At 70.4% G+C, this 23,151-nt stretch carries 15 protein-coding genes; 12 read left to right on the top strand and 3 right to left on the bottom strand.

Annotated features, from left to right (window positions below):
* Positions 1-38: 38 nt before the first annotated feature.
* From ACFQGD_RS16710 to ACFQGD_RS16720, 3 genes are read left to right on the top strand one after another with little or no spacing between them, the layout of a single operon-like run.
* Entirely contained in the window at positions 39-842 is an 804-nt protein-coding gene (locus ACFQGD_RS16710; RefSeq protein ID WP_345396679.1) for an ABC transporter ATP-binding protein, read from the top strand.
* A gap of 47 nt (positions 843-889) precedes the next feature.
* Positions 890-1,876, top strand: coding sequence for an ABC transporter substrate-binding protein (locus ACFQGD_RS16715; protein WP_345396682.1), 987 nt, complete (start codon positions 890-892; stop codon positions 1,874-1,876).
* 10 nt (positions 1,877-1,886) lie between these two features.
* Positions 1,887-3,929: an iron ABC transporter permease gene (locus ACFQGD_RS16720; protein ID WP_345396685.1), complete on the top strand. Its 2,043-nt coding sequence runs from the start codon at positions 1,887-1,889 to the stop codon at positions 3,927-3,929.
* Here the strand turns inward: ACFQGD_RS16720 and ACFQGD_RS16725 are convergent.
* Entirely contained in the window at positions 3,890-5,344 is a 1,455-nt protein-coding gene (locus ACFQGD_RS16725) for an MFS transporter (protein ID WP_345396688.1), read from the bottom strand. The two genes, ACFQGD_RS16720 and ACFQGD_RS16725, sit on opposite strands and share 40 nt — an antisense overlap.
* Before the next feature lie 216 nt (positions 5,345-5,560).
* Here ACFQGD_RS16725 and ACFQGD_RS16730 point away from each other — a divergent pair, with 216 nt between their 5' ends.
* From ACFQGD_RS16730 to ACFQGD_RS16760, 7 genes are all read left to right on the top strand, one after another.
* Positions 5,561-7,411 carry an IucA/IucC family protein gene (locus tag ACFQGD_RS16730; protein WP_345396691.1) on the top strand — a complete coding sequence of 617 codons (1,851 nt, stop codon included), beginning with the start codon at positions 5,561-5,563 and terminating at the stop codon, positions 7,409-7,411.
* 40 nt (positions 7,412-7,451) lie between these two features.
* Positions 7,452-8,987, top strand: a complete 1,536-nt coding sequence (locus tag ACFQGD_RS16735) for a pyridoxal phosphate-dependent decarboxylase family protein (protein WP_345396694.1) — start codon at positions 7,452-7,454, stop codon at positions 8,985-8,987.
* The gene (locus tag ACFQGD_RS16740; RefSeq protein ID WP_345396697.1) at positions 8,984-10,786 is read left to right on the top strand and encodes an IucA/IucC family protein; all 1,803 of its coding nucleotides are present in this window, start codon (positions 8,984-8,986) and stop codon (positions 10,784-10,786) included. Before ACFQGD_RS16735 ends, ACFQGD_RS16740 begins: the two co-directional genes overlap by 4 nt.
* Positions 10,783-11,349: a GNAT family N-acetyltransferase gene (locus ACFQGD_RS16745; protein WP_345396700.1), complete on the top strand. Its 567-nt coding sequence runs from the start codon at positions 10,783-10,785 to the stop codon at positions 11,347-11,349. Before ACFQGD_RS16740 ends, ACFQGD_RS16745 begins: the two co-directional genes overlap by 4 nt.
* Complete coding sequence (locus tag ACFQGD_RS16750) at positions 11,346-12,653, top strand: lysine N(6)-hydroxylase/L-ornithine N(5)-oxygenase family protein (protein WP_345396702.1); 1,308 nt, start codon at positions 11,346-11,348, stop codon at positions 12,651-12,653. Before ACFQGD_RS16745 ends, ACFQGD_RS16750 begins: the two co-directional genes overlap by 4 nt.
* Before the next feature lie 85 nt (positions 12,654-12,738).
* Entirely contained in the window at positions 12,739-13,620 is an 882-nt protein-coding gene (locus tag ACFQGD_RS16755; protein WP_345396705.1) for a M15 family metallopeptidase, read from the top strand.
* Between the two features lie 121 nt (positions 13,621-13,741).
* Positions 13,742-14,986: a glycoside hydrolase family 18 protein gene (locus ACFQGD_RS16760; RefSeq protein ID WP_345396708.1), complete on the top strand. Its 1,245-nt coding sequence runs from the start codon at positions 13,742-13,744 to the stop codon at positions 14,984-14,986.
* Here the strand turns inward: ACFQGD_RS16760 and cydB are convergent.
* Positions 14,941-15,948 (bottom strand): cytochrome d ubiquinol oxidase subunit II, encoded by a 1,008-nt coding sequence (gene cydB / locus ACFQGD_RS16765; RefSeq protein ID WP_345396710.1) that lies wholly within the window; start codon positions 15,946-15,948, stop codon positions 14,941-14,943. The two genes, ACFQGD_RS16760 and cydB, sit on opposite strands and share 46 nt — an antisense overlap.
* Before the next feature lie 12 nt (positions 15,949-15,960).
* On the bottom strand, positions 15,961-17,439 hold the full coding sequence (locus tag ACFQGD_RS16770) for a cytochrome ubiquinol oxidase subunit I (protein WP_345396713.1): 1,479 nt from the start codon (positions 17,437-17,439) through the stop codon (positions 15,961-15,963).
* Positions 17,440-17,627: 188 nt separating this feature from the next.
* Here ACFQGD_RS16770 and ACFQGD_RS16775 point away from each other — a divergent pair, with 188 nt between their 5' ends.
* On the top strand, positions 17,628-21,974 hold the full coding sequence (locus tag ACFQGD_RS16775) for a DEAD/DEAH box helicase (protein WP_345396716.1): 4,347 nt from the start codon (positions 17,628-17,630) through the stop codon (positions 21,972-21,974).
* Positions 21,975-21,999: 25 nt separating this feature from the next.
* The gene (locus ACFQGD_RS16780) at positions 22,000-23,148 is read left to right on the top strand and encodes an FIST signal transduction protein (protein WP_345396719.1); all 1,149 of its coding nucleotides are present in this window, start codon (positions 22,000-22,002) and stop codon (positions 23,146-23,148) included.
* The last annotated feature ends 3 nt before the right edge of the window (positions 23,149-23,151 follow it).

The raw sequence follows: 23,151 nt of genomic DNA on the forward strand, positions 1-23,151 counted from the left end.
TAAGGTAGGGTCACCTTCCGGTGAATCGGAGGTGACTGGTGACTGTTCGTGATGTGCGGGTGGCGACCGACAAGCTCGCCGTCGGGCATGGCAAACGCCGCGTCCTCACCGACGTCGACCTCACGCTCGCGGCCGGGGAAGTCACCCTGCTTGTCGGCCCGAACGGCTGCGGCAAGTCCACGCTGCTGCGCACCGTCGCCGGGTTGCTGTCGCCGCTGGCCGGCACCGTGCGCGTTGACGGCGTCCCGCTCGGTTCGCTCTCGCGCCGCGCGTTGTCGCAGCGGCTGGCGTTCCTGCCGCAGACGTCGCAGATCCCGGCGGGTGTCACCGTCCGCGAACTGGTCCGGCACGGCCGCTACGCCCATCGCGGCGCGTTCGCCCGGCACACCGCCGAGGACCGCGAGTCGATCGAGTGGGCGCTTTCGGTCACTGACGCCCACCCCCTCGCGGACAAGTGCCTCGACGAACTCTCCGGCGGCGAGCGGCAACGCGCCTGGCTGGCCACGGTGCTCGCGCAGCGCGCGAAGATCCTGCTCCTCGACGAGCCGACCACCTACCTCGACCTGCGTCACCAGTTCGACGTCCTCGACGTGGTGCGCACCCTGGCGCGGGACTACGGCATCGCGTGCGGCGTCGTGCTGCACGACCTCATGCACGCCGCGGCCTACGGCGACACCGTCGTGGTCATCAGCGACGGCACGGTGTTGCGCTCTGGACCGCCGGAGGACGTGCTGACCTCCGATGCGATCGAGCGCGCGTTCGGCCTCAGCGTCAACGTCGTCCGCGACACCGAGACCGGCCACCTGGCGTGCTTTCCCCAGCGACCTCCGGTCGCGTCCTGAAGAGACGTTCCCGAACACAACACCCCGAAAATCAAGGAGGAACTTCCATGAACAGCCTCGTACGTGCGGTGACGGCGGGTGGCGCCGCCGTGGCGCTCGCGCTGGCGGCGGGATGTGGCGGCGGTACGGTCGCCGACCCCGGTGCCGAGGAGACAACCAACGCCAACTCCGGCCCGATCTCCGTGGCGACCGCCAAGGGAGACGTCGAGCTGGAGGAACCGGCGACCAAGGTCGTCTCGCTGGAGTGGTCCTACACCGAGGAGCTCCTCGCGCTGGGCGTGACGCCGGTGGGCGCCGCCGACACCGAGGCCTACGCCGACTGGGTCACCGCGCCCGAGGCGCAGCTGCCGGACGACGTCACCGACGTCGGCTCCCGGCAGGAGCCGAGCATCGAGAAGATCAAGACACTCGACCCCGACCTGATCGTGTCCGATGTCGACCGGCTGACCGCGAACTTCGACCAGCTCAACGAGATCGCTCCGGTCGTGGCCTTCGAGCCGACGACGAAGCCGCAGCTGGAGACGATGAAGACGAACTTCACCGAGCTGGCGGAGGCCGTCGGCAAGGAGGACAAGGCCGAGGAGGTGCTCGGCGAGCTGGACGCGAAGGTCGACGAGGTCAAGAGCAGGCTCGACGAGGCTGGCGAGTCGGGCAGCACGTTCGCGCTCGCGCAGGGCTACACGGCGGAAGGCGCGCCGGGCATCCGCATGTTCACCAGCGACGCGATGGCGGCGTCCCTGCTGGAATCGGCCGGGCTGGAGAACGGCTGGGATGGCAAGCCGGACAGCTGGGGCATGACCACGGTCGGCGTCGAGGGGCTGACCAAGGTCGACTCCGACGCCCACTTCCTCTACGTCGCGCTGGAATCAGACGACCCGTTCACCAGTGTGCTCGCCGACAACGCCGCCTGGCAGGACCTGTCGTTCGTCAAGCAGGACAAGGTGGCCGCACTCGACCCGGGCACCTGGCTGTTCGGTGGGCCGCTGTCGGCGATGCAGCTACTCGACGAGACCGCCAAGGCCTACACCGCCTGACGTCGAAACCGTGCTGAAGGCCAAGCGTGCCGCGCTGCGCCGCCCACCCGTCGCGTTGGTGGGCGGCGCAGCCGCGTGCGCGCTGCTCGCCGTCACCGTCGTCCATCTTGGACTCGGCGCGTCCGGCGTCGGCATCGCCGACATCGCGAGCTTGCTCGCGGGTAACGACGACCCGCACGCCGAGGCGATGCTGTGGGGCGCGCGGCTGCCGCGCACCCTCGCCGGACTGGTCGCCGGGGTCGCGCTCGGCGTCGCGGGCACGCTCATCCAGGGCGTCACCCGCAACCCACTCGCCGCGCCGGACACGCTCGGCATCAACGCGGGTGCGTACCTCGCCGTCGTCGCCGTCGCGTTGACCGGCATCGACGTCGGGCTGCTCGGCGGGGGAGGTGTGGCGTTCCTCGGCGGTCTCGCCGCGATGGCGGTGGTGTATCTGCTGACGGTGGGCGGGCTGCTCACCCCTGGCCGCGTGCTGCTCGCGGGCGCCACGGTGACGCTCGCGGGCATGGCTGTCGCCGACTTCCTGCAGATTCTCGACGAGAACTCCACGAGGGGGCTGTACTTCTGGGGACAAGGCTCGCTACTGCAGACCGGACTCGACCGCCCGCTGGCGTTCGGCGCGGTCGTAGTGGGCGCGGTGCTGTTGACGCCGCTGCTGGCCCGGCCCATTGACCTGATCTCGCTCGGTGACGAGACGGCGGAGTCGCTGGGCGTGCGGGTCAGCCGCGTGCGACCCGCCGCGCTGCTGCTGGCCGTGATGTTGTCGGCGGCTGCGGTGAGTGTCGCCGGTCCGGTGGCGTTCGTGGGACTGGTCGCGGCGGTCGCGGTGCGCACGATCGGTATCGCCCGTCACGCCGCCCGGCTGCCGCTGGCCGGACTACTCGGCGCGGCGCTGGTGCTGGCCGCCGACGCGGGTGCGCAGCTCGTGCTGCCCCCGTCGGCGGGTTACGGCGAACTACCGGTCGGTGTGGTGACGGCGCTGATCGGCGGGCCGGTGTTCGTGCTGCTCGCGCGCCGCATCATCACCGGGGACGCCGACGTGGGCGCGGCCGTCACCACGATCCGACCGGTGGCGCGTCGCAGCTACCTGCTGGCGATCGGGGCGGGCGTCGCGGTGCTGGCCACGGTGATCGCGGTGGGCCTGCGCGTCGGAGACGTCGACGTCAGCTGGGCCCAATTGGGCGCGGTGCTCAGCGGCGCTGGCGATCAGATCGCACAGCAGATGGTGGCCTACCGGCTGCCCCGCATCCTGGTGGCGGCGCTGGCGGGAACGTGCCTCGCGGTGGCGGGTGTCGCGGTGCAGGCCGTGGTTCGCAACCCTCTCGCGGAGCCGAACCTGATCGGCGTGACTCAAGGCGCCGCCGTCGGTGCGGTGCTGATGATCGCGGTGATACCAAGCGCGCCCGCCGCCGCGTTGCCGCTGGCCGCCGCGCTTGGCGGCATCGTCGTCATCGCGCTTGTCATGCTGCTCGCCAAAGCGGGCGGCGGGCTCGACCCGACGCGGGTGGTGCTGATCGGCCTCGGTTGCGCCTACACCGGCAGCGCGCTTGTGCATCTCATGGTGGTGGGCGCGCAGATGGACCTCTCCGCGGCGCTGACGTGGCTGTCCGGCAGCACCTACGCTCGTGACTTCTCGGTACTCGGATGGCTGGTCGCGCCGATTCTCGTGGGGATCGCGCTGGTGCTGACCGCCAGGCCGGTCGATCTGCTCGCCTACGGCAACGACGTCCCCCGCGCGTTCGGGCTCGCGCTCGGCCGGACGCGGATGCTCGTTCTCGGCGGGGCCGCCGTGCTCGCGTCGGGAACGGCGGCCGTGGTGGGCACCGTGGGGTTCGTCGGTTTGGTCGCGCCGCATCTCGCGCGCCGGATCGTCGGCAGCGCCACGGCACGGTTGGTACCGATGGCGGCGCTACTCGGCGCGATCCTCGTAGTCAGCGCCGACGGTATCGGCCGTGCCTTGCTCGCCCCGCTGGAGATTCCGGTCGGCGTCGTGACGGCTCTGGTCGGCGCGCCTTACCTGATCTGGCTGCTGCGTCGCAGGTCGGCGGCCTGAGTGGATGCCTGTGCGCCCCGCGGTCCGGCCGCGCGGTCGGTGCGGGCTTCGGCGGGCGGTTCACCCGGCAGCGCACCGGGCAGCAGTCGCAGGGCGAGCACCACGCTGACCACTGACACCGTCGCCGCCGCGAGACAGACGCCGGTAAACGCCACCCCGGTCCCGCCAAGGGTGGCGAACAGCGCTCCGAGGACCGCGACGCCGGTGGCGGTACCAAGCGGTGAGCAGGCGTTCGTCAGGCCGGACGCCACCCCGGTGCGTTCGGCGGGGACCACGCTCACCGTGACGGTCAGCAGCGGTGGGAACACCAGCGCGGTACCGGCGCCCAACAGCGTCATGCCGCCGCACGCCCACGGCACGCTGCCCGCACCCGCGGCGACCGCGAGGACGACGAGACCCGTCGCTTGTAAGGCGAATCCACTCGCGACTGTCCGAGCGGGACCTAGCCGGGCCTGTATCGTCGCGACGAGCGTGCCCGCGAGGGCGAGGCTTCCGGTCAACGGCAGCAGGAGGAGGCCCGCGCGCCAGGGCGACGCGGCAGCGGTGTCCTGCAGCCACAACGTCAGAAACGCCAGCGTGCCCAGGCTGGCCATCCTGCCGGTGAAGGTCAGCGTCGCCGCCGCGGTGAACGCCGTGCCGTCCACCGCACCGACGTCGAGCAGCGCTCTCGGGCGACGCTGGTTCCGCACGAACACCGGCAGCAGTACGCAGAAGGCCGCGCCCGCGCCCACCGTGACCGTGGATGTCCAGCCGAGCGAGCTGCCGGTCGCGAGTGCCGAGTGCAGCGTGAGCAACGTGGCGACCGCGAGTACCGCGCCCGAGACGTCGACCGGAACGGTGCTGGACCCTGGGCGTGCGCGGGGGAGGGCCACCAGCGCGGCTACCAGCACGAACGCGCCGATCGGGACATTAAGCAGGAAGATCCACTTCCAGCTCAGCACGGCGACGACACCACCACCGATCACCGGGCCGAGCGCGCCCGCCAACGAGGACAGCGCCGCGAACGAGGCGATCGCGGAACGTCGTACCGCGCCCTCATGGGTAGCCGCCAGCAACGCGAGCGCGGGGGCGAACGCCAGCGCGCCGCCAGCGCCCTGCACCGCGCGCGCGGCGACGAGCATGCCGATCGTCGGTGCCGCCGCGCAGGCCAGCGAGGCGAGTGTGAACACCGCCATGCCCGTCGCGAAGACTGTGCGATGTCCTGCCGCATCCGACCAAGTGCCCGCCGTCAGCAGCAGCGCCCCGAACGCGAGGGAGTACGCGGACACCGTCCACGGCAGCACCTCGGCGCTCGCGGATAACTCCGCGCCGATCGCGGGTAGGGCGACGTTGACCACCGTTACGTCGAGCGTGAGCATCACGCCGGACACGCTGACCAGCGCGAACGCCCAGCGTCGCGTGCGGTCGGCCAGCATCGCGCGCCCTCCGGTCGACGTCCCCTTGCGGACAACAGTTCGGTAAGCCTAACCTAAATAATGCCCCGTGGCCAGGGTGATACTCACCATGGCGATGAACCTATCTGGCGGGTTGATACTTAGGCAAGGCTTGCCTAATGTCTTCACCGTTGCTGAACCGCCGACGCGTTGCTGAATCACAGCCAATGTCGCCGAATCGCAGACGGAGAGAAGTCCATGCCTGACCGCACCGCTCGAGAAGAGAACGACACCGATCCCGCGCCACCGCGGGCACATCCGGTCCCGAACCTGCCGGACGTCGGCCCGCGGGCGTGGCGCGAAGCCAACCGGCGGCTGCTCGCCAAGGCGCTGGGGGAGTGGACCTTCGAGGCGATGCTCAAGGCGATCGAGACCGGCGACGGCGAGTACCGCGTCGACCTAGACAACGGTGTTTGCTACCGGTTCAGGGGGCGGCCGGGTGCGTTCGGCTGGCTGCTGGTCGACCCCGACTCGGTGACCCGCGTCGCGGCCGGGATGCTCGGCGACGAGATCGGCCAGCCCGCGTGGGACGCGCTACAGTTTTTCGTCGACGTCGCGGGCACCCTCGGCACCGACCCGTCCACTGTGGCCACCTACCTGACTGAACTGGAAGCCACCCTCGCCGTGGACGCCGCGAGGATCGCACGGGGCGGCGAGACCGTTCGCGAGCTGCGCGAGCTGGATCACGCCGAGCTGGACTGCCGCATGACCGGGCACAACCTGCTGGTCGCGAACAAGGGCCGCATCGGCTTCTCCGCGACTGACGTCCGCCGCTACGCGCCAGAGTCCCGCCAGCCGGTGCGGCTGCGGTGGCTGGCCGTCCACCGTGGGCTCGCGGAGTTCCGGGGAACGTCGGAACTGTCCGAACAGGAGATCCTGGCCAGGGAGCTGCCCGAGGACGCCCGTGCCGACTGGACGCGCTCCCTGCGGGAGCGGGGCCTCGACCCGGATGCCTTCGTGTGGATGCCAGCGCATCCGTGGCAGTGGGACCACATCATCCAGGTGCTGCACGCTGCCGACATCGCGCAGCGGCGGATCGTCCCGCTCGGGCCGAGCCCGGACGAGTACCTGCCTGGCCAGTCGATTCGCACCATGGCCAACATCACCACGCCGGGCCGGTTCGATGTCAAGCTGCCGCTGAAGATCCTGAACACGCTGGTGTGGCGGGGGATTCCGCCGCATTGCACCATGGGCGCGCCGGTGGTCACGCAGTGGCTGAAGGGCATGCTCGCCGACGACCAGGTGCTTACCGAGCAGACCCGTACGGTGTTGCTCGGTGAGGTCGCCTCCGTGACCGTCCGCCACCCGTATCTGTCCCAAGTGGATGAGACGCCGTACCAGCACCTGGAGACGTTGGGCTGCATCTGGCGCGAGTCCGCCGTGACCTACGGCGACGAGAACGAGCGCATCAGAACGTTCGCCTCGTTGCTGCACGTCGACGACGAGGGCACGGCGTTCGTCGCGGAGCTGGCCCGCGCCTCGGGGCTGCCCGCCGAGGACTGGCTGCGGCAACTGTTCGAGACGCTGCTCATTCCGATCATGCGGGTGCTCTACCGCTACGGCGTGACGTTCAACCCGCACGGCCAGAACACGCTGCTCGGTTTCGACGAGCGCGAGGTGCCGCGCAGGCTCTACCTCAAGGACTTCGTGGACGACGTCTGCGTGTCCTACACCGATGTCCCGGAGCGCGGCCCCGAACCGGACGGGCACGACCACGTGCTGCCGCGCAAACACCCATCGGTGATCCGGCAGCACGTCATGGACCAGGTGTTCGTCGGCCACTTCCGCTACCTCGCGCCGCTGTGCGCCGATCAGCTCGGCGTCGCGGAGACACGCTTCTGGCAGCTGGTGCGACAGACCATTCTGGACTTCCAGGCACGCCACCCCGAGCTGGCGGAGCGGTTCGGCGAGTACGACCTGCTCTCGCCGGAAATCCCGAGGTACGCGCTCAACCGCGACCGCATCGTGGTCACCCGCTACGGCGACCGCGCGCTGCGCCACGCGCTGTTCCCGAACGGCACGCTGCCGAACCCGCTGGCGAACCACTGATCGCGTCGGCTCCCCGCGCCGACATCGAGGAGAGTCTTTCGTGACCCAAGTTGCTCCGGCCGCGCAGTACGCGCCGCGACTCATCGACGCACCCAGCAGTATGCCCAGCTCGGTGCTGGCAGGATCCCGTGAGGGCATGGCCGAGGTGGTGACCACCCTTGCCGGTGCGGTCGCGTCGGCACGCTCGGTGCGCCGTGACGGCCCGATCCCGCACGGCCTGCCGGGCGAGGTGCTGGCGGCGGCGACCGACACGCTCGGCCCGCCCGCCGTGCCCGCCGACGGCATCGGCGCCGATGCCGCGTTGCGCCGTATCGCCACCATGCTCACCGAGTACGGCCTCGATCTGTCCGACCCCCGCGCGGCGGCGCACCTGCAACCGCCGCCGCTGTCCGTCGCCGTCGCCGCCGACGCGTTGGCCAGCGCGGGCAACGCCTCGCTGGACACCTACGACTCCGGCCCGTCGGCCATCGTCGTGGAACGCTGGCTGGTGCGCAGCCTCGCTGGCCTCGCGCGGCTCGGTGAGCAGGCGGACGGCGTGCTGACGCCAGGCGGGTCGATGTCCAACCTGCTCGGACTGCTGCTCGCCCGCGATGCCGCCGCGCTGAACCGGGGCCGCGATGTCCGCCGGGACGGAGTGACGGCACTGCCGCACCCGGTCGTGTTCTGCTCCGAGTTGGCGCATTTCTCGGTGCACCGTGCGTGCGCCGCCCTGGGCCTCGGTGAACGTGCGGTGCGGCCGATCGCCGTCGACGAGCGGCACAGGATGCGGCCCGATGCTCTGGCTGACGCGCTGGACGAGCTGGACGTCGACCAGACACCGGTCGCCATCATCGCCACCGCGGGTACGACCGATTTCGGCTCCGTCGACCCGCTGCCGCAGCTCGCGGAGGTCGCCGCCGAACACGCGGTATGGCTGCACGTCGATGCCGCCTACGGCTTCGGGACGCTGTTCTCCCAGCGACTGGCCGACCGGCTCGCCGGGATCGAGCTGGCTGACTCGATCACCCTCGACCTGCACAAGCTCGGTTGGCAACCGGCCGCCGCCAGTGCGCTGCTCGTTGGCGACGCCACCGCGTTCCGCTCGCTCGACCGCACGGTGGAGTACCTGAACCCGGCCGACGACGCCGACGCGGGCTACGACGGCTTGCTCGGCCGCAGCCTGCAAACCACCCGGAGGCCGGACGCCGTGAAGGTCGCCGCGACGTTGCTGGCGCATGGCCGCGAGGGCCTTGGCCGGATGGTCGACGTCTGCCACGACCTCGCGGTGCACGCCGAACGCCGAATCGCGACCGAGAGCGATCTGGAACTCGTCGCGCCCGCCGAGCTGACCACCGTCGTCTTCCGTTACCGGGGCGGCCGTCGTGACGAGCTGGACCGGATCAACGGCGACCTGCGGCGCAGGCTGCTGGAGTCGGGCCAGGCGCTGATCGGGCGCACCACCGTGCGCGGGCAGGTGTGCGTGAAGTTCACCCTGCTCAACCCCACCGCCACCACCGACGACATCGACGAACTGATCGACAGGGTGCTGCTCGCGGGCAGGGCCAGCGCGGCACGCACCGAGGAGGGCGCGGCATGACGATCACCGAGCACGTTCCCGCGAACGCGACATATACCGCCGGGCCGTCGCTGGACGACCCGCTGCACACCCGCGACCCACGCGGCGCGGCCGAGCACGCACACCTGGAAGCCTTGCTGCGGTGCTGGCTCATCGAAACCGGCGCGTCGGTGACGCCTGGGCCGTTGCGCGTCGAGTTCCCCGCCACGGGGCTCGCGCTTGTCACCGAGGTGCGGCACTGCTCACCGACCGGCTGGCACCGATTCGGCCCCGTCGCCATCGCGGGGCCGTCCGGACAGGTGGGCGCCGCGGCGGACCCGGTCGTGGCGATCTCGCTGCTGGCGGCCGAGGCCGCCGCGCGCGGTGGCGCCCGCGAGGGCGGCGTACCGTCCGGTGAGATCGCGGATCTTGTGGAGCGGACGGCGGAATCGGTGCGACGCGTGACGACGTACATCGAACACCGCCGCGAACACCCCGAGCCATCAGACGACGGCTTCCTCGACGCCGAACAGGCGCTGGTGCTTGGGCACCTGAAGCACCCGGCACCGAAAAGCAGGGACGGGTTGTCCGAACGGGAGTCCGAAGTGTACTCGCCGGAGCAGCGCGGGTCGTTCCGGCTGCACTGGTTCGCCGCCGACGAGTCCGTCGTCTCGCACGACGCCATCGCGGACGCGCCGTCGCTCGACGGGCGCGACGCCGTCACGCTCATGGCGGATCTCGCCGAACGCAGGCTCGCCGACGGCAGGGTCCTCGTTCCCGCACATCCATGGCAGGCCCGCGACCTGGTGCACCGGCCCCGGATCGCCGCGCTCATCGAGCAGGGACTGCTGGAACCGCTCGGGGAACTCGGCCCGCACTGGTGGCCGACGTCGAGCGTGCGCACCCTGTACCGCCCCGACGCGGACGTCATGCTCAAGCTGTCGCTCGGACTGCGGCTGACCAACTCGAAACGCGAGTCGACGCGCACCGAGCTGCGCCGGGGCCTGGAGATCAACCGGCTGCTCGACGCTGGGTACGCGGCGAGTACCTTCGCCGCCCACCCTGGCTTCGCGATCACGCGTGACCCGGCGTGGCTCGCGGTGGACGAGCCCGGCCGCGCGGAAGGCCCCGATGTCACCGGGTTGGATGTCGCCGTGCGCGAGGTGCCCGAGGGCGTGGCGGACCTGCGCTGCCTCGCGGGTCTGGTCGCGCCACGGCCGGGGGAGGGCCGCAGCAGGCTGGGGGAGCTGGTCGCGGCGCTCGGGCCAGGCGCACCCGAGTGCTGGGTCGCGGACTACACCGACCGCGTGCTGGTGCCGATGCTGCACCTCTACGCCGCAACGGGGATCGGGCTGGAGGCCCACCAGCAGAACACCCTCGTACGCCTTGACGCGGACGGTGGGGTCGCGGGCGCGACGTTCCGCGACAACCAGGGCTACTACCTGGCCGCGTCGCACGAGCCGAAGGTGTTGGACATCCTTGGCGTGGACGCGTCGACGCTGGCGGTGGTGGATGACGCGATCGTGGACGAGCGGCTGTCGTACTACCTGCTGCGCAACCAGGCGCTCGCCGTGGTCGGCTGCCTCGCGGTTGACGGGCTGGCTGACGAGACGACGTTGCTCGGCGTCATCGCCGACCGGCTGCGCGTCGCCCTCGGGCAGCTCGAGAACGCCGGGCCGGAGGGAGACCGGCTCGCCCGCCGCTGGCTGACGGCGGAGTCGCTGCCGTGCAAGGGAAACCTGCTCACCCGGCTGCACGGCATCGACGAGGTGCTCGCGCCGCTCGACGCGCAGTCGGTGTATTTGGACGCGCCCAACCCACTACGGGAGGTGACTCGATGACCGCGGAGGCTTTCGCGGCCGTTGCCGCACCGCCATTGCCGAGGCTGTGCGCGCCGTGGTCGGTACGCGCCGCGTCGCCCGAGGCCGACCTGGAGCTGATCCACCGCTGGATGATCCAGCCGCACGTCGAGAAGTTCTGGCACCAGGCGTGGCCACCGGAGCGCTGGCAAAGCGAACTGGACACCCAGCTCGCGGGCACGCACTCGCTGCCGTGCGTGGTCGCGCACGACGGTGTCGACCTCGCTTACATCGAGATCTACCGCGTCCAGCGGGACCTGCTCGGTGAGTACGTGCCGCACGAGCCACACGACCTTGGCGTGCACATCGCCATCGGGGATCGTGACCGTACTGGGCGTGGGCTCGGCAGGGCGTTGCTGTCCGCGCTGGCGGAAGGGCTGCTCGCCGCCGACCCGAACTGCCAGCGAGTCGTCGCCGAGCCGGACAAGGAGAACACGCCGTCGATCCGGGCATTCCAGATCGCGGGGTTCGCGGCCGGGCCTGACGTCGCGCTGCCCGACAAAACGGCCGTACTCATGACCTACGAGCGGAGGAGACCGCGATGACATCGGATCGAGTCGACTACGACGTCGTCGCCATCGGCTGCGGGCCCTTCAACCTGGGGCTCGCCGCGCTCGCGGAGGGCGTCGACGACGTCGATCTCGTGGTGTTCGAGGAACGCCCCGAGTTCCGCTGGCACCCAGGGTTGATGTTCGACGAGGCGTTGTTGCAGGTCAGCTTCCTGGCTGACCTCGTGACGCTGGTTGAGCCGACGCATCCGCTGTCGTTTTTGGCGTACCTGCGCGACGTCGACCGGATGTACCCGTTCTATGTGCGGGAACGGTTCCATCCCACGCGCCGCGAGTACGAGGACTATCTCCGCTGGGCGGCGTCCACAGTAGACACCATCCGGTTCGGACATCGGGTCAGCGCGATGACCTGGGACCCGTCGGCCGAGCGGTTCGTGCTGGGCGTCGAACGCTCCGGAGGCACGCTGACGGTAGCCGCGCGCCATGTCGTCCTGGGGGTCGGCACGGAACCGGCGGTGGCGGAGTCCCTAGCGGGGCTGCCCGCCGACCGGCTGCTGCACACCAGTGACTACCTGCACCGCCTGGACGACGTCACCAGCGCGGATCGGGTGACCGTGGTCGGGTCGGGCCAGTCCGGCGCCGAGGTCGTCCTGGACCTGCTGCGCCGCAACACCGATGGTGGGCCCGCGGTGAACTGGCTAACCAGGACCGAGTCGTTCGCGCCGCTGGACTACTCGAAGCTGGTGTTGGAGATGACGACCCCGGCTTACGTCGAGTACTTCCACGGCCTTGCGGAGGCGACGCGCGACGAGCTGGTGGCACGGCAGTGGCGGCACTACAAGGGCGTGTCGGAGGAAACGCTAGCGGAGATCCACGACGTCCTCTACCGGCGGGAGCTGTGTGATGGGCTGGCGCCGGTAGAGCTGCGCTGCGGTGTAGCGGTGGAAGCATCCGACGTCGACGCCGAGACCGGGGACGTCGTGCTGACCTGCCGCCAGCGCGACACCGGCAGGCGATTCGAGCATCGCACGGACGTCGTCGTCGCGGCGACCGGGTACCGGCAGCGGGTGCCAGACTGCCTCGCGCCGATGGAGTCGTTAGTGCGTCGCGACGCGCACGGCCGGTACCGGGTGCGGCTGGACCACTCGATCGAGCTGGACCCCGCGGTGAGCGGTCAGGTGTTCGTGGCGAACGCTGACCTACACAGCCACGGTGTCGCGGCCCCTGACCTCGGCATCGGCGCGTATCGCAACGCGACGATCCTCAACACTGTTACCGGACGCGAGGTGTATCGGTTGCCGAAGAACACGGCGTTCACCAGCTTCGCCGCGCCGAGGTAGAATGCCGGTCCTCCGACTCAGGGCGTGTGTTGCGGTCGTGTCTCGTCCGTTTCCATAAGCCGTGACACCGCGCAGACTGACGTCCGTGCGCAGGATTCTGGGCGCGGTCGCGGTGGTCGCCGTGCTCGCGACGGCGTGTTCCGACGTTGATGTCGCCGGGTCATCGCACGCCCCAGGGGCGGCGACGTCGCCCGCGCCGCGCGCCGACCAGAGCCCGCACGCCGCGCCACAGGCCAGGAACAGCCTGAAACCGCACCGGGAGTTCTCCGACTGGGACGTCGGTGCGAAGCCGTTGCCGCTGCGTGCGGACGGTTTCGGCCGTGTCCTGCCCACACCCCGCGAGCTCCGCGTCCGCCGGTTACCGACGACCGACCACTTGCCCCCGCCGCCGGACGATCGGTTCCGGTCGTCGATCCACCGGATCGGCCCTCGCATCCGCGACAGGATGGGAGACACGTGGCGGCCTGGCTGTCCCGTCGGTCTTCGCGACCTCCGGTACGTGCGTGTGAGTTTTTGGGGATTCGACGATCAGCCGCACACCGGGGAGGTCATCGTGCACCGCCGCGCGGCGCGTGACGTCGTCGGCGTCTTCGCTCGGCTGTACCGTGCGCGGTTCCCGATCGAGGCGATGCGGATCGCGACGTCGGTCGACCTGGACGCGCATCCTACCGGCGACGGCAACGGCAGCGGCGGGTTCGTGTGCCGGCCGATCCGCAAGGGCTCGTCGTGGTCGTCGCACTCCTACGGCCTCGCGATCGACATCAACCCGTTCCAGAATCCGTACCAGCGCGGCGACCTGGTGCTGCCGGAGCGCGCGAGCGCCTACTTGAATCGGGACAGGGTGCGGCCGGGGATGATCCGCCCCGGCGGCGTCGCGGTGCGCGCGTTCGCGGACATCGGTTGGTCCTGGGGCGGACGGTGGCGCGCCCCGCGCGATTACATGCATTTCTCAGCTACGAACCGCTAACTGTCGGGCGTCGCCGAGGCCACGACAGCTTTCCTTAAGGAGTTTGATCAGCAAAAATAGCAGGTCGCGCAGCGGAACCGCTGCGGACGGTACGGACCCCATGGGTGGGGGTGAACGCGGCGTGAGCAAGCACGCGCGGCGACACGTTCTCACGCGGACGCTGCTGCTGGTCGCTCTCGCCCTGATCGCGGCGGTGCTGCGTAAGCCGCGATGGCGGCGGCTGTTACGGGATCGTCTCGACGACGTCCAGCGACCGTACCCGCCGCGGCCGCCGAAGGGGCGCACGCCGGCCCGGCATCGGGCCACCGAAGACCGCACGATCTGGCGCGAGGTCACGACGAGTGCGCGGCGGCTGCGGCAGGCCTTCCACGCGGTGGGCGCGACAGACGCCCGTGCCGCGTGGCGGCTGGCGATGCCCGACGGTTGGCGATACATCCGGTGGGCGGGCTGGCGACGGCCAGCGGACCCGATCCCGTGGCGAACCAGCACACCAGTCGGGAGTCTGACCGGCGTCATCGGCGTCGTGCTCGCGGTGCTGCTGATCTCCAGCGTCGTCAGCCAGGTCGGCAACGCGCCACCGCGGACTTTCCTCACCACCGCCAAGGCATTTCGCGACAATCACGTCGACTTCACGCGGCACCTGCTGAACACCCCGGCCGCGCGGGACGCACCCACGTCGAGCCCGAAGCGCGCGCGTTCGCGAAGCGACACCGATCGAAGCAAGCCCAAATCCACAGGGTCCGAGTCTCGGCACGCGCCGACGCCCTTGGGCAAGAAGGCGGTGCCGGTGAACCGGGATCGCGGTCCGGTGCGGGTGCAGCCGTACCTTTACTTGAACAGCGATCACGTCCCCGACGTCGGTGCGGTGATGCGACGCACCGGGGTTACCGAGTTCACACTGGCGTTCGTGCTGTCCGACGGTGGCTGCCGGGCGGTCTGGGACGGTAGCCCGCGTGTCGGCCGCGACGCGGGGACCGTGATCTCCGCGATCCGGGCAAACGGGGGAGACGTCGTCGTCTCGTTCGGCGGCTGGGCGGGGCGGAAACTCGGCACACACTGCCGCGACGCGGAGACACTCGCCAGGGCGTATCAGCGGATGATCGACCGGTACCGGCTGCGCGCCATCGATATCGACATCGAGTATCGCGAGTTCGAGAACGCCAAGGCGCAAGATCGCGTGCTCAGGGCGTTGCGGATCGTCGCGGCACGCAATCCTGCGCTGACGACGCGCCACCCGGGAGAGGGTGGGCAGCGCGCCGAGCGGGCCCCGGCTCTCGGTGCCTGCACGGTCCGACGGGGACGTGCCCCGCGGGTCCTTGTTCACGGCACCTGGACCGGCGGGATGTGCTCGGCGCTGATGCGCTGACGGAACACCCAGTACGTCCAGCCCTGATACACCAGCACGGCGGGCGTGCCGAACAGCGCGACCCAGCTCATCACGGTGAGCGTGTAGGGGCTGTTCGCGGTCTCCGCGATGCTGAGCGAGAACGCCGGGTCCACTGTGGACGGCAAGACGTTCGGGTACAGCGCGGCGAACAACGCCACCACCGTGCCGGTCACCGCGACGCCGAGCCCCGCGAACGCCTGGCCTTCGCGCCCGGCGGCCAGCCGCAGGTACGCCACCACCGCGGCGGCGAGCACGACCAGCAGCACCAGCCACGACCAGCCCGAGCCGTACCGCAGCTGGATCACCAGTAACAACGCGACCAGCGGCGCGAGCAACACGGGGCCGAGCCGCAGGACGAGGTTGCGGGCGCGCTCGCGGACGTCGCCGTCCGTTTTGAGCGCGAGGAACACCGCGCCGTGCACGATCGCGTACCCAGCGACGGCCGCCGCGCCGAGCAACGTCTCCCACCGCACCATCGCGAGCGGGCCGCCGATGCGATTGCCATCCGCGCCGATCGGCAGGCCCACGACGTTCGTCGTCAACACCGCGCCGACGCCGAGCGCGGCTACCCACGATCCGGTGACAATCACGGTGTCCCAGGCTCGCCGCCAACGTGCGGAGTCGACCTTGCCGCGATACTCGAACGCGACGCCGCGCCCGATCAGCGCCAGCAGGAAGAGCAACAGCGGAATGTAGGCGACGCTGAACAACGACGCGTACCAACCCGGGAACGCCGCGAACGTCGCGCCGCCCGCGACCAGCAGCCACACCTCGTTGCCGTCCCAGACCGGGCCGATCGTGTTGATCAGCACGCGGCGTTCGCGGTCGGTGCGGCCCAGTACCGGCAGCAGCATGCCGACACCGAAGTCGAAGCCCTCCAGGAACAGATAGCCCAGCCACAGCATCGCGATGATGACGAACCACAGTGTCGCGAGATCCATGAACACCCCTTGCTAGTACGCGAACGAGAGGACGTCGCGGTCGGACTCTTCGGTCGGTTTCGGCGGCATCACGCCTTCGATCCCGGCGCGGATGTAGCGGCGCAGCAGGAACACCTCGACCACCGCGAGCACGCCGTAGACGGTGGTCAGCGCGATAAGCGACGTCCAGATCTCCCCGACGCTGAGTCGGGAGACGGCGGTGGCGGTGAACATCCAGACGCCGTCGATGCCGGTCGGGTTGGGCACGACGACGAACGGCTGGCGGCCCATCTCGGTGAAGATCCACCCGGCGCTGTTCGCGAGGAACGGCGCCGCGATCGCCAGCAGTCCGAGGCGTGGGAACCACCGGCTCCGGGGGATGCGGCCCCGCCTGGTCAGCCACAACGCCACCAACCCGAACCCGGCCGACAGCGCGCCGAAGCCGATCATCAGGCGGAAGCCCCAGTAGGTGACCGGTAGGTTCGGTACGTACTCGATCGGCTTCCCCGCGAGGTCGCCCAGCGCGGGATCGTCCGGGTAGTTGGTGCCGTACCGCTCCCGGTATTCGGTGATCAGGTCGTCGACGCCCTTGACCTCGCTGGAGACGTCGCCATGCGCCAGGAACGACAACAGCGCGGGCATGGTGAACGACTTGACGTTCTCGCAGTCCGGGTCGCCGACGTCGCCAACCGCGAACAGCGAGAACCCGGCCGGTTGCTCGGTCGAGCACAGTGCCTCGGCGGCTGCCATCTTCATCGGCTGCTGCTGGAACATCAGCTTGCCCTGGAAGTCGCCACTGATGACGAGCACGACGAACGCGACCAGCCCGGTGAGCGCGCCGAGCTTGATCGAGTTACGCCACACCTGACGGTGTTCGTCAGCGGCTTCGCGGTTGCGCCACAGCCACCACGCGCCGACGCCGACGAGGAACGCTGCCGCCACCGCGAATGCCCCCGCGATGGTGTGCGGGAACGCCGCTAGCACCGTGTTGTTCGTGAGGACGTCGCCGATCGACGTCATCTGCGGCCTGCCGTCCACGAACTTCACGCCCACCGGGTGCTGCATCCACGAGTTCGCCGCGAGGATGAAGTACGCCGACGCGATCGTGGCGAGCGAGAACGCCCACGCGCACGCCAGGTGGACGCGCTTCGGCAGCCGGTCCCAGCCGAAGATCCACAGCCCGAGGAACGTCGACTCCACGAAGAACGCGATCAGGCCCTCCATCGCCAGCGGCGCGCCGAAGACGTCACCGACGAAGCGGGAGTACTCGTTCCAGTTCATGCCGAACTGGAACTCCTGCACGATGCCGGTCACCACGCCCATCGCGAAGTTGATCAGCAGCAGCTTGCCCCAGAATTTCGTCATCTTGAGGTAGACGATCTTGCCGGTGCGCACCCACGCCGTCTGCATCCCGGCGACCAGGAGTGCGAGGCCGATGGTCAGCGGCACCATCAGGAAGTGGTAGACGGTCGTGATCCCGAACTGCCACCGCGCGAGGTCAAGGACATCCATGGGATCAGACGGTGGCGTGCGGGCGGCACGGGCGGGTAGGTACCGCGGTCCTGATCATGCGGGGACCAAGGTCCCTCGCTTTCCGGGCAGGTGAGGCCTAGGTCACGCCGGGCGGTCGCGGGACCGTCTGATGGCCGTAGCCCGCGCGAACCATCAACACTGTCCGACCGGTGGCGTAGCCTGGTCGCGTGTTGGCGACGTTTCATCCCGCGGTGCGCACGTGGTTTGAGCGGCGGTTCCCGGAGGGCCCGACCGCGCCACAGGCGGAGGGCTGGCGTGCGATCGCCGACGAGCAGGACACCCTGATCGCCGCGCCGACCGGCTCCGGCAAGACCCTCGCCGCCTTCCTGGTGTGCATCGACCGGTTGTATCGGGCGCACGAGCGCGGCGAGGAGCTCGACGGCACCCAGGTCGTCTACGCCTCGCCGCTCAAAGCCCTGGCCGTCGACATCCACCAGAACCTCGAACGGCCGCTGCGCGAGATCGCCGACACCGCCGCCGAGCTGGGCCTGTCCGCGCCGGACATCCAGGTCGCGGTACGCACCGGGGACACCGCCGCGTCGCAGCGTGCCGCGATGCTCCGACGGCCACCGCAGATCCTGGTCACCACGCCGGAGTCGCTGTACCTCCTGGTCACGGCCGAACGCAGCCGGGAGAAGCTGCGCGACGTCGACACCGTCATTGTCGACGAGATCCACGCCGTCGCGGGCAACAAACGCGGCTCGCACCTGGCGCTCACGCTGGAGCGGCTGGCGCACGTGGCGCACGAGCCGCCGCAGCGGGTGGGGCTGTCCGCGACGCAGCGGCCCATCGACGTCGTGGCGCGACTGTTGATTGGCGCGGCCCGCTCGCACCCGGATGGCTCACCGCGCTGCGCGATCGTCGACGTCGGACATCGCCGTGCGCTCGACCTCGCCCTGGAGTTGCCGGACGACGAGCTGGGCACGGTCGCGTCCACGGAGCAGATGGGCGAGATCCTGGACCGGATCGCCGCGCACGTGGCCGCGCACCGGACGACGTTGGTGTTCGTCAACACGCGGCGCATGGCCGAGCGTGTCGCCCACCTGCTCGGGGAGCGGCTGGGAGAGGAACAGGTCGCCGCGCACCATGGCAGCCTGTCGAAGGACCGCAGGCAGCGGGTGGAGGCGCGGCTGCGCGCGGGGGACCTCCGGGCCCTGGTCGCCACCGCCTCGCTCGAACTCGGCATCGACATCGGCCCCGTCGAGCTGGTTTGCCAGCTCGGCTCGCCGCGCAGCCTCGCGACGTTCCTGCAACGCGTCGGCCGCTCCAACCACACCCGCGGCGGCACCCCGAAGGGTGTGCTCTACCCGACCAGTCGCGACGAGCTGGTCGAGTGCGCGGCGCTGCTGCGGGGCGTGCGCACCGGACGGCTCGACGCGATCCTCGTGCCGAACGCACCGCTGGACATCCTCGCGCAGCAGATCGTCGCCGAATGCGCCGCGCGGGAATGGCGCGAGGACGACCTCTACGACTTGGTCCGGCGGGCGGCGCCGTTCGCGGACCTCACGCGGGAGGCGTACGACGACGTCCTGGAGCTGATCTCCGACGGCATCCGTACCGGGCGTGGCAGGCGCGCGGCGTACCTGCACCGCGACCAGGTCAACGGCGTGCTGCGTGCCCGCAGGGGTGCCCGGCTGACGGCGCTGACGTCTGGCGGCGCGATTCCCGAGCTGGGCGACTACCGCGTGGTGGCCGAGCCGGACGAGACGATGGTCGGCACGGTCAACGAGGACTGGGCGATCGAGAGCATGGTCGGCGACGTCTTCCTACTCGGCACGACGTCGTGGCGCATCCGCCGTGTCGAGCCGGGCACAGTGCGGGTGGTTGACGCTCACGGTGCGCCACCGTCGGTGCCGTTCTGGCTCGGCGAGGCGCCGGGGCGCACGCTGGAGCTGTCCGAGGAGGTCTCGGACATCCGCGCCGAGGTGGAGCGACGTTTGCACGCCGACGATCACGACGGCGCGGTCGCGTGGCTGGCGGCCGAGTGCGGCATCGGGCACGACGGGGCGGAGATGATCGTCCGCTACCTCGCCGCCGCCCATGCCGCCCTTGGCGCGCTGCCCACCAGGGACACCATCGTGCTGGAGCGGTTCTTCGACGAGAGTGGCGGGATGCAACTCGTCGGGCACGCGCCGTTTGGCGCGCGGCTGAACCGCGCGTTCGGGCTCGCGCTGCGCAAACGGTTTTGCGTCAACTTCGATTTCGAGCTGCAAGCGGCCGCCAGCGACGACGCGATCCTGCTCTCGCTCGGGCTGGAGCACAGCTTCCCGCTGGAGCAGGTGCCGACGTTCCTGGCATCGCCGACCGTCGAGGACGTCGTTCGCCAGGCGGTGCTGACCTCGCCGATGTTCGCCGCACGTTGGCGATGGAACCTCAACCGTGCGCTGGTCGTGCCGCGCATGCGCGGTGGCCGCAAGAATCCGCCTCCGATCCAGCGGATGGAGGCCGACGACCTGATGGCTGCGGTGTTCCCGACGCTCGCGGCGTGCCAGGAGAACGTCGCGCCCGGCCCGATGGAGGTCCCGGACCAGCCGCTGGTGCGGCAGACCATGGACGACTGCCTGCACGAAGCCATGGACGTCGACGGGCTGCGGGAGCTGGTGCGTGGCGTCGAGACCGGCCGCATCCGGGTCGTCGTGCGCGACACCACCGAGCCGTCGGTGCTCGCGCACGAAATCCTCAATGGCGCGCCGTTCACCTTCCTGGACGACGCGCCGCTCGAGGAACGTCGCAGTCGTGCGGTCCCACTGCGCCGGGGCCTGCCGGTGGAGCCCGACGATTTGGGCGCGCTGGACCCGGCGGCGATCGAGCGGGTCCGCGCCGAGGTGCGGCCCGATCCGCGCGACCCGGACGAGCTGCACGACGTTCTGATGACCGTCATCGGCCTGCGCCCCGAACCCGAGTGGCAGGGCTGGTTCGATGAGCTGGTGACCGAACGTCGGGCGGTCACCGCGCGGACCGACGACGGCGAGTTGTGGGTCGCCGTTGCGCGCAGACCGGCCGTGGAGCTGCTGTTCCCGGGCGCGCGATTGACGCCGGACTATCGGTCGCCGCGCGCCGCCGCCTCGCTCGACCGCGAGTCGGCCGCGGCCGAGATGCTGCGCGGCCATCTGGAGATCCGCGGTCCGTCCACCGTGGACGACCTCAGTGCCGCGACGCTGCTGTCCACAGCGGACGTCACGGTGGCGGTGGCGCGGCTGGAGACTGAGGGCTTCGCTTTCCGGGGGCACTACACGGCGTCCTTCCCGCCCGGCCACCGGGCGTCCGACGGCCCCGAGGAGATCTGCGCTCGGCGACTGCTGTCCCGCATCCACGGCTACACCCGCGCGCGCCAGCGCCGCGAGATCGAACCGGTGACGGCGCGGGACTTCTTGCGGTTCCTGCTGCGCTGGCAGCACGTCACGCCCGACACCCGGCGCGAGGGCAAGCTTGGCGTCATCGCCGTCGTGGAACAGCTGCAGGGCTACCAGCTCGCGGCGGGCGCGTGGGAAGACGTCCTCGCCGCGCGGGTCGAGGGCTACCGGCGCGAGTGGCTGGACGAGGTGTGCCTGTCCGGCGACGTCACGTGGGGACGGCTCTCGCTGCGCAGCCCGGCCGACGAACAGACGCCGCGCCACAGCGGCATGACGCCGTCCAAGGCGACGCCAATCACCCTGACCATCCGCGACGACCTGGCGTGGTTGCTTCAGGCCGCGCGCGGGGATCGGGCGCCCACGCCGCCAGGTCCAGGTCGCACCGCGGACGTTGTCGAGGCGCTGGCCAGCCACGGCGCGCTGTTCGCCTCGCAGGTCGCGACGATTACCGGACGACTGCCGAGCGAGATCGACGAGGCGTTGTGGGACGCCGTCGCGCGCGGCTTGGTCACCGCCGACGGGTTCGGCGCGCTGCGAGCGCTTCTGTCCCCGTCGCGCAATCGGCGTCCCGTCGGCACGCGGCGGTTGCGGAAGGCCGGCCGGACACCGGCGGCGCGTACCACCGGACGGTGGTCCCTGCTGCCGGGCGTGGCACTCAATGTGGGGAAGCTCGGGCGGACCGAGGATGGTGGGGTCTCTCTCGCGGAAACCGATACAGTTGTATCGTTCGGCTCGGCAGACAACCCGCTCACCCTCGCGGGATCGAGTGATCCAGACTGCTTCGATCCCGACGAACTGGCCGAGGCGGTCGCGGAGCAGCTCATCGCGCGGTGGGGCGTGGTGTTCCGAGACATCGTCATGCGCGACACGGCCGGCGCGGCGGGCGTGCCGTGGCGGGACGTGTTGTGGGCGTTACGGCGGATGGAAGCGCGCGGCACCGTCAGGGGAGGCCGGTTCGTCAGCGGTTTCGCGGGTGAGCAGTACGCCCACCCGGAGGCCGCCGACCAGCTTCGGAAGGCCCGTGCCCTGCCGCACGACGGCGAGACCGTGCGCCTGCCAGCCGCGGACCCGCTCAACCTCACTGGGATCTTGCTGCCAGGGCCTCGCGTGGCGGCACTGCCGTCGGAATCGGTGACCTACGTAGACGGCGTCGCGAGCTGAGCGTGGTTGCGTGCACCATGGACGGGTGCGTATTGGTGTCGGAGTCTCCACGGAGCGAAACCCCAGGAAGGCCGCGGCCGAAGCGGCGACGTCGGCGTTGGCTGATCTCGACGGCGAGTCCGCGACGCTCGCGGTGCTGCTGACCTCGTCGGAGTACGGCGATGACGCGCAGGGCGTCCTCGCGACGGTGCACGATACGGCTGTACCGGACGCGCTCATCGGCTGCGTGGCGGAAACCGTCGTCGCCAACACGCGTGAGCTCGAGGGCGAGCCGTCGGTGGCGGTGTGGCTGGCGTCGCTACCGGAGCCGGTGGAGACGTTCCACCTGGAGTTCGTGCGCACGTCGTCCGGTGGTTTGTTCGCGGGTTACGAGTTCGGCCACGCGGGTGATGACTTCCATCTGTTGTTGCCCGACCCGCACTCGTTCCCCGCCGATGTCCTCCTGGATCACCTCAACGCGCACCGACCCGGCGTACAGGTCATGGGCGGCATGGTCAGCGGCGGCGGGCCGGGCGAATGCCGCTTGTTCCGTGACCACCAGGTGGTCGACTCCGGCGCGGTCGGCGTGCGGCTGCCTGGTTGGCGCGGAGTCACCGTGGTCTCGCAAGGGTGTCGGCCGATCGGGGAGGCGTACACGGTCACGGAAAGCAGCGGAAACCGGATCTCCGGTCTCGGCGGACGCCCACCACTCGAACGGCTGCGCGAGGTCATCGCCACGTTGCCAGACGAGCAGCTCGACATTGTCCAACGGGGGCCGCAGATCGGCGTCCTCGTAGACGAATATGTCGACGACCCGGAGCACGGCGACTTCCTCATCCGGGGTGTGCTCGGCGCTGACCAGGAGTCCGGCGCCATCGAGGTCGGCGACGTCATCGAGGTGGGCACCACGGTGCAGTTCCAGATCCGCGACGCCGCCAGTGCGGACGCCGACCTGCGTGAGCGGCTCCAGCAGGCCGTGGCGGCGAGCAGCCCGGCGGGGGCGCTGCTGTTCACCTGTAATGGTCGGGGAAGCCGAATGTTCGACGTCTCCGACCACGACGCCACCCTCATCGCGGACGTCCTCGGCGGGATTCCAGTCGCGGGCTTCTTCGCGGCGGGGGAGTTGGGGCCGGTCGCGGGGCGCAACGCGCTGCACGGCTTCACCGCGTCGCTGGCGGTGTTCGTGGGGGAGTAGCAC

The organism is Haloechinothrix salitolerans (assembly GCF_042662605.1).
GTDB lineage: Bacteria > Actinomycetota > Actinomycetes > Mycobacteriales > Pseudonocardiaceae > Haloechinothrix_A > Haloechinothrix_A salitolerans.

What these genes read in the sequence shown, in the direction of transcription:
- ACFQGD_RS16770 (WP_345396713.1), bottom strand. Translation starts at nt 17,439, where the DNA reads ATGGATGTCCTTGACCTCGCGCGGTGGCAGTTCGGGATCACGACCGTC.
- ACFQGD_RS16725 (WP_345396688.1), bottom strand. Translation starts at nt 5,344, where the DNA reads ATGCTGGCCGACCGCACGCGACGCTGGGCGTTCGCGCTGGTCAGCGTG.
- ACFQGD_RS16730 (WP_345396691.1), top strand. Translation starts at nt 5,561, where the DNA reads ATGCCTGACCGCACCGCTCGAGAAGAGAACGACACCGATCCCGCGCCA.
- ACFQGD_RS16740 (WP_345396697.1), top strand. Translation starts at nt 8,984, where the DNA reads ATGACGATCACCGAGCACGTTCCCGCGAACGCGACATATACCGCCGGG.
- ACFQGD_RS16745 (WP_345396700.1), top strand. Translation starts at nt 10,783, where the DNA reads ATGACCGCGGAGGCTTTCGCGGCCGTTGCCGCACCGCCATTGCCGAGG.
- cydB (WP_345396710.1), bottom strand. Translation starts at nt 15,948, where the DNA reads ATGGATCTCGCGACACTGTGGTTCGTCATCATCGCGATGCTGTGGCTG.
- ACFQGD_RS16750 (WP_345396702.1), top strand. Translation starts at nt 11,346, where the DNA reads ATGACATCGGATCGAGTCGACTACGACGTCGTCGCCATCGGCTGCGGG.
- ACFQGD_RS16715 (WP_345396682.1), top strand. Translation starts at nt 890, where the DNA reads ATGAACAGCCTCGTACGTGCGGTGACGGCGGGTGGCGCCGCCGTGGCG.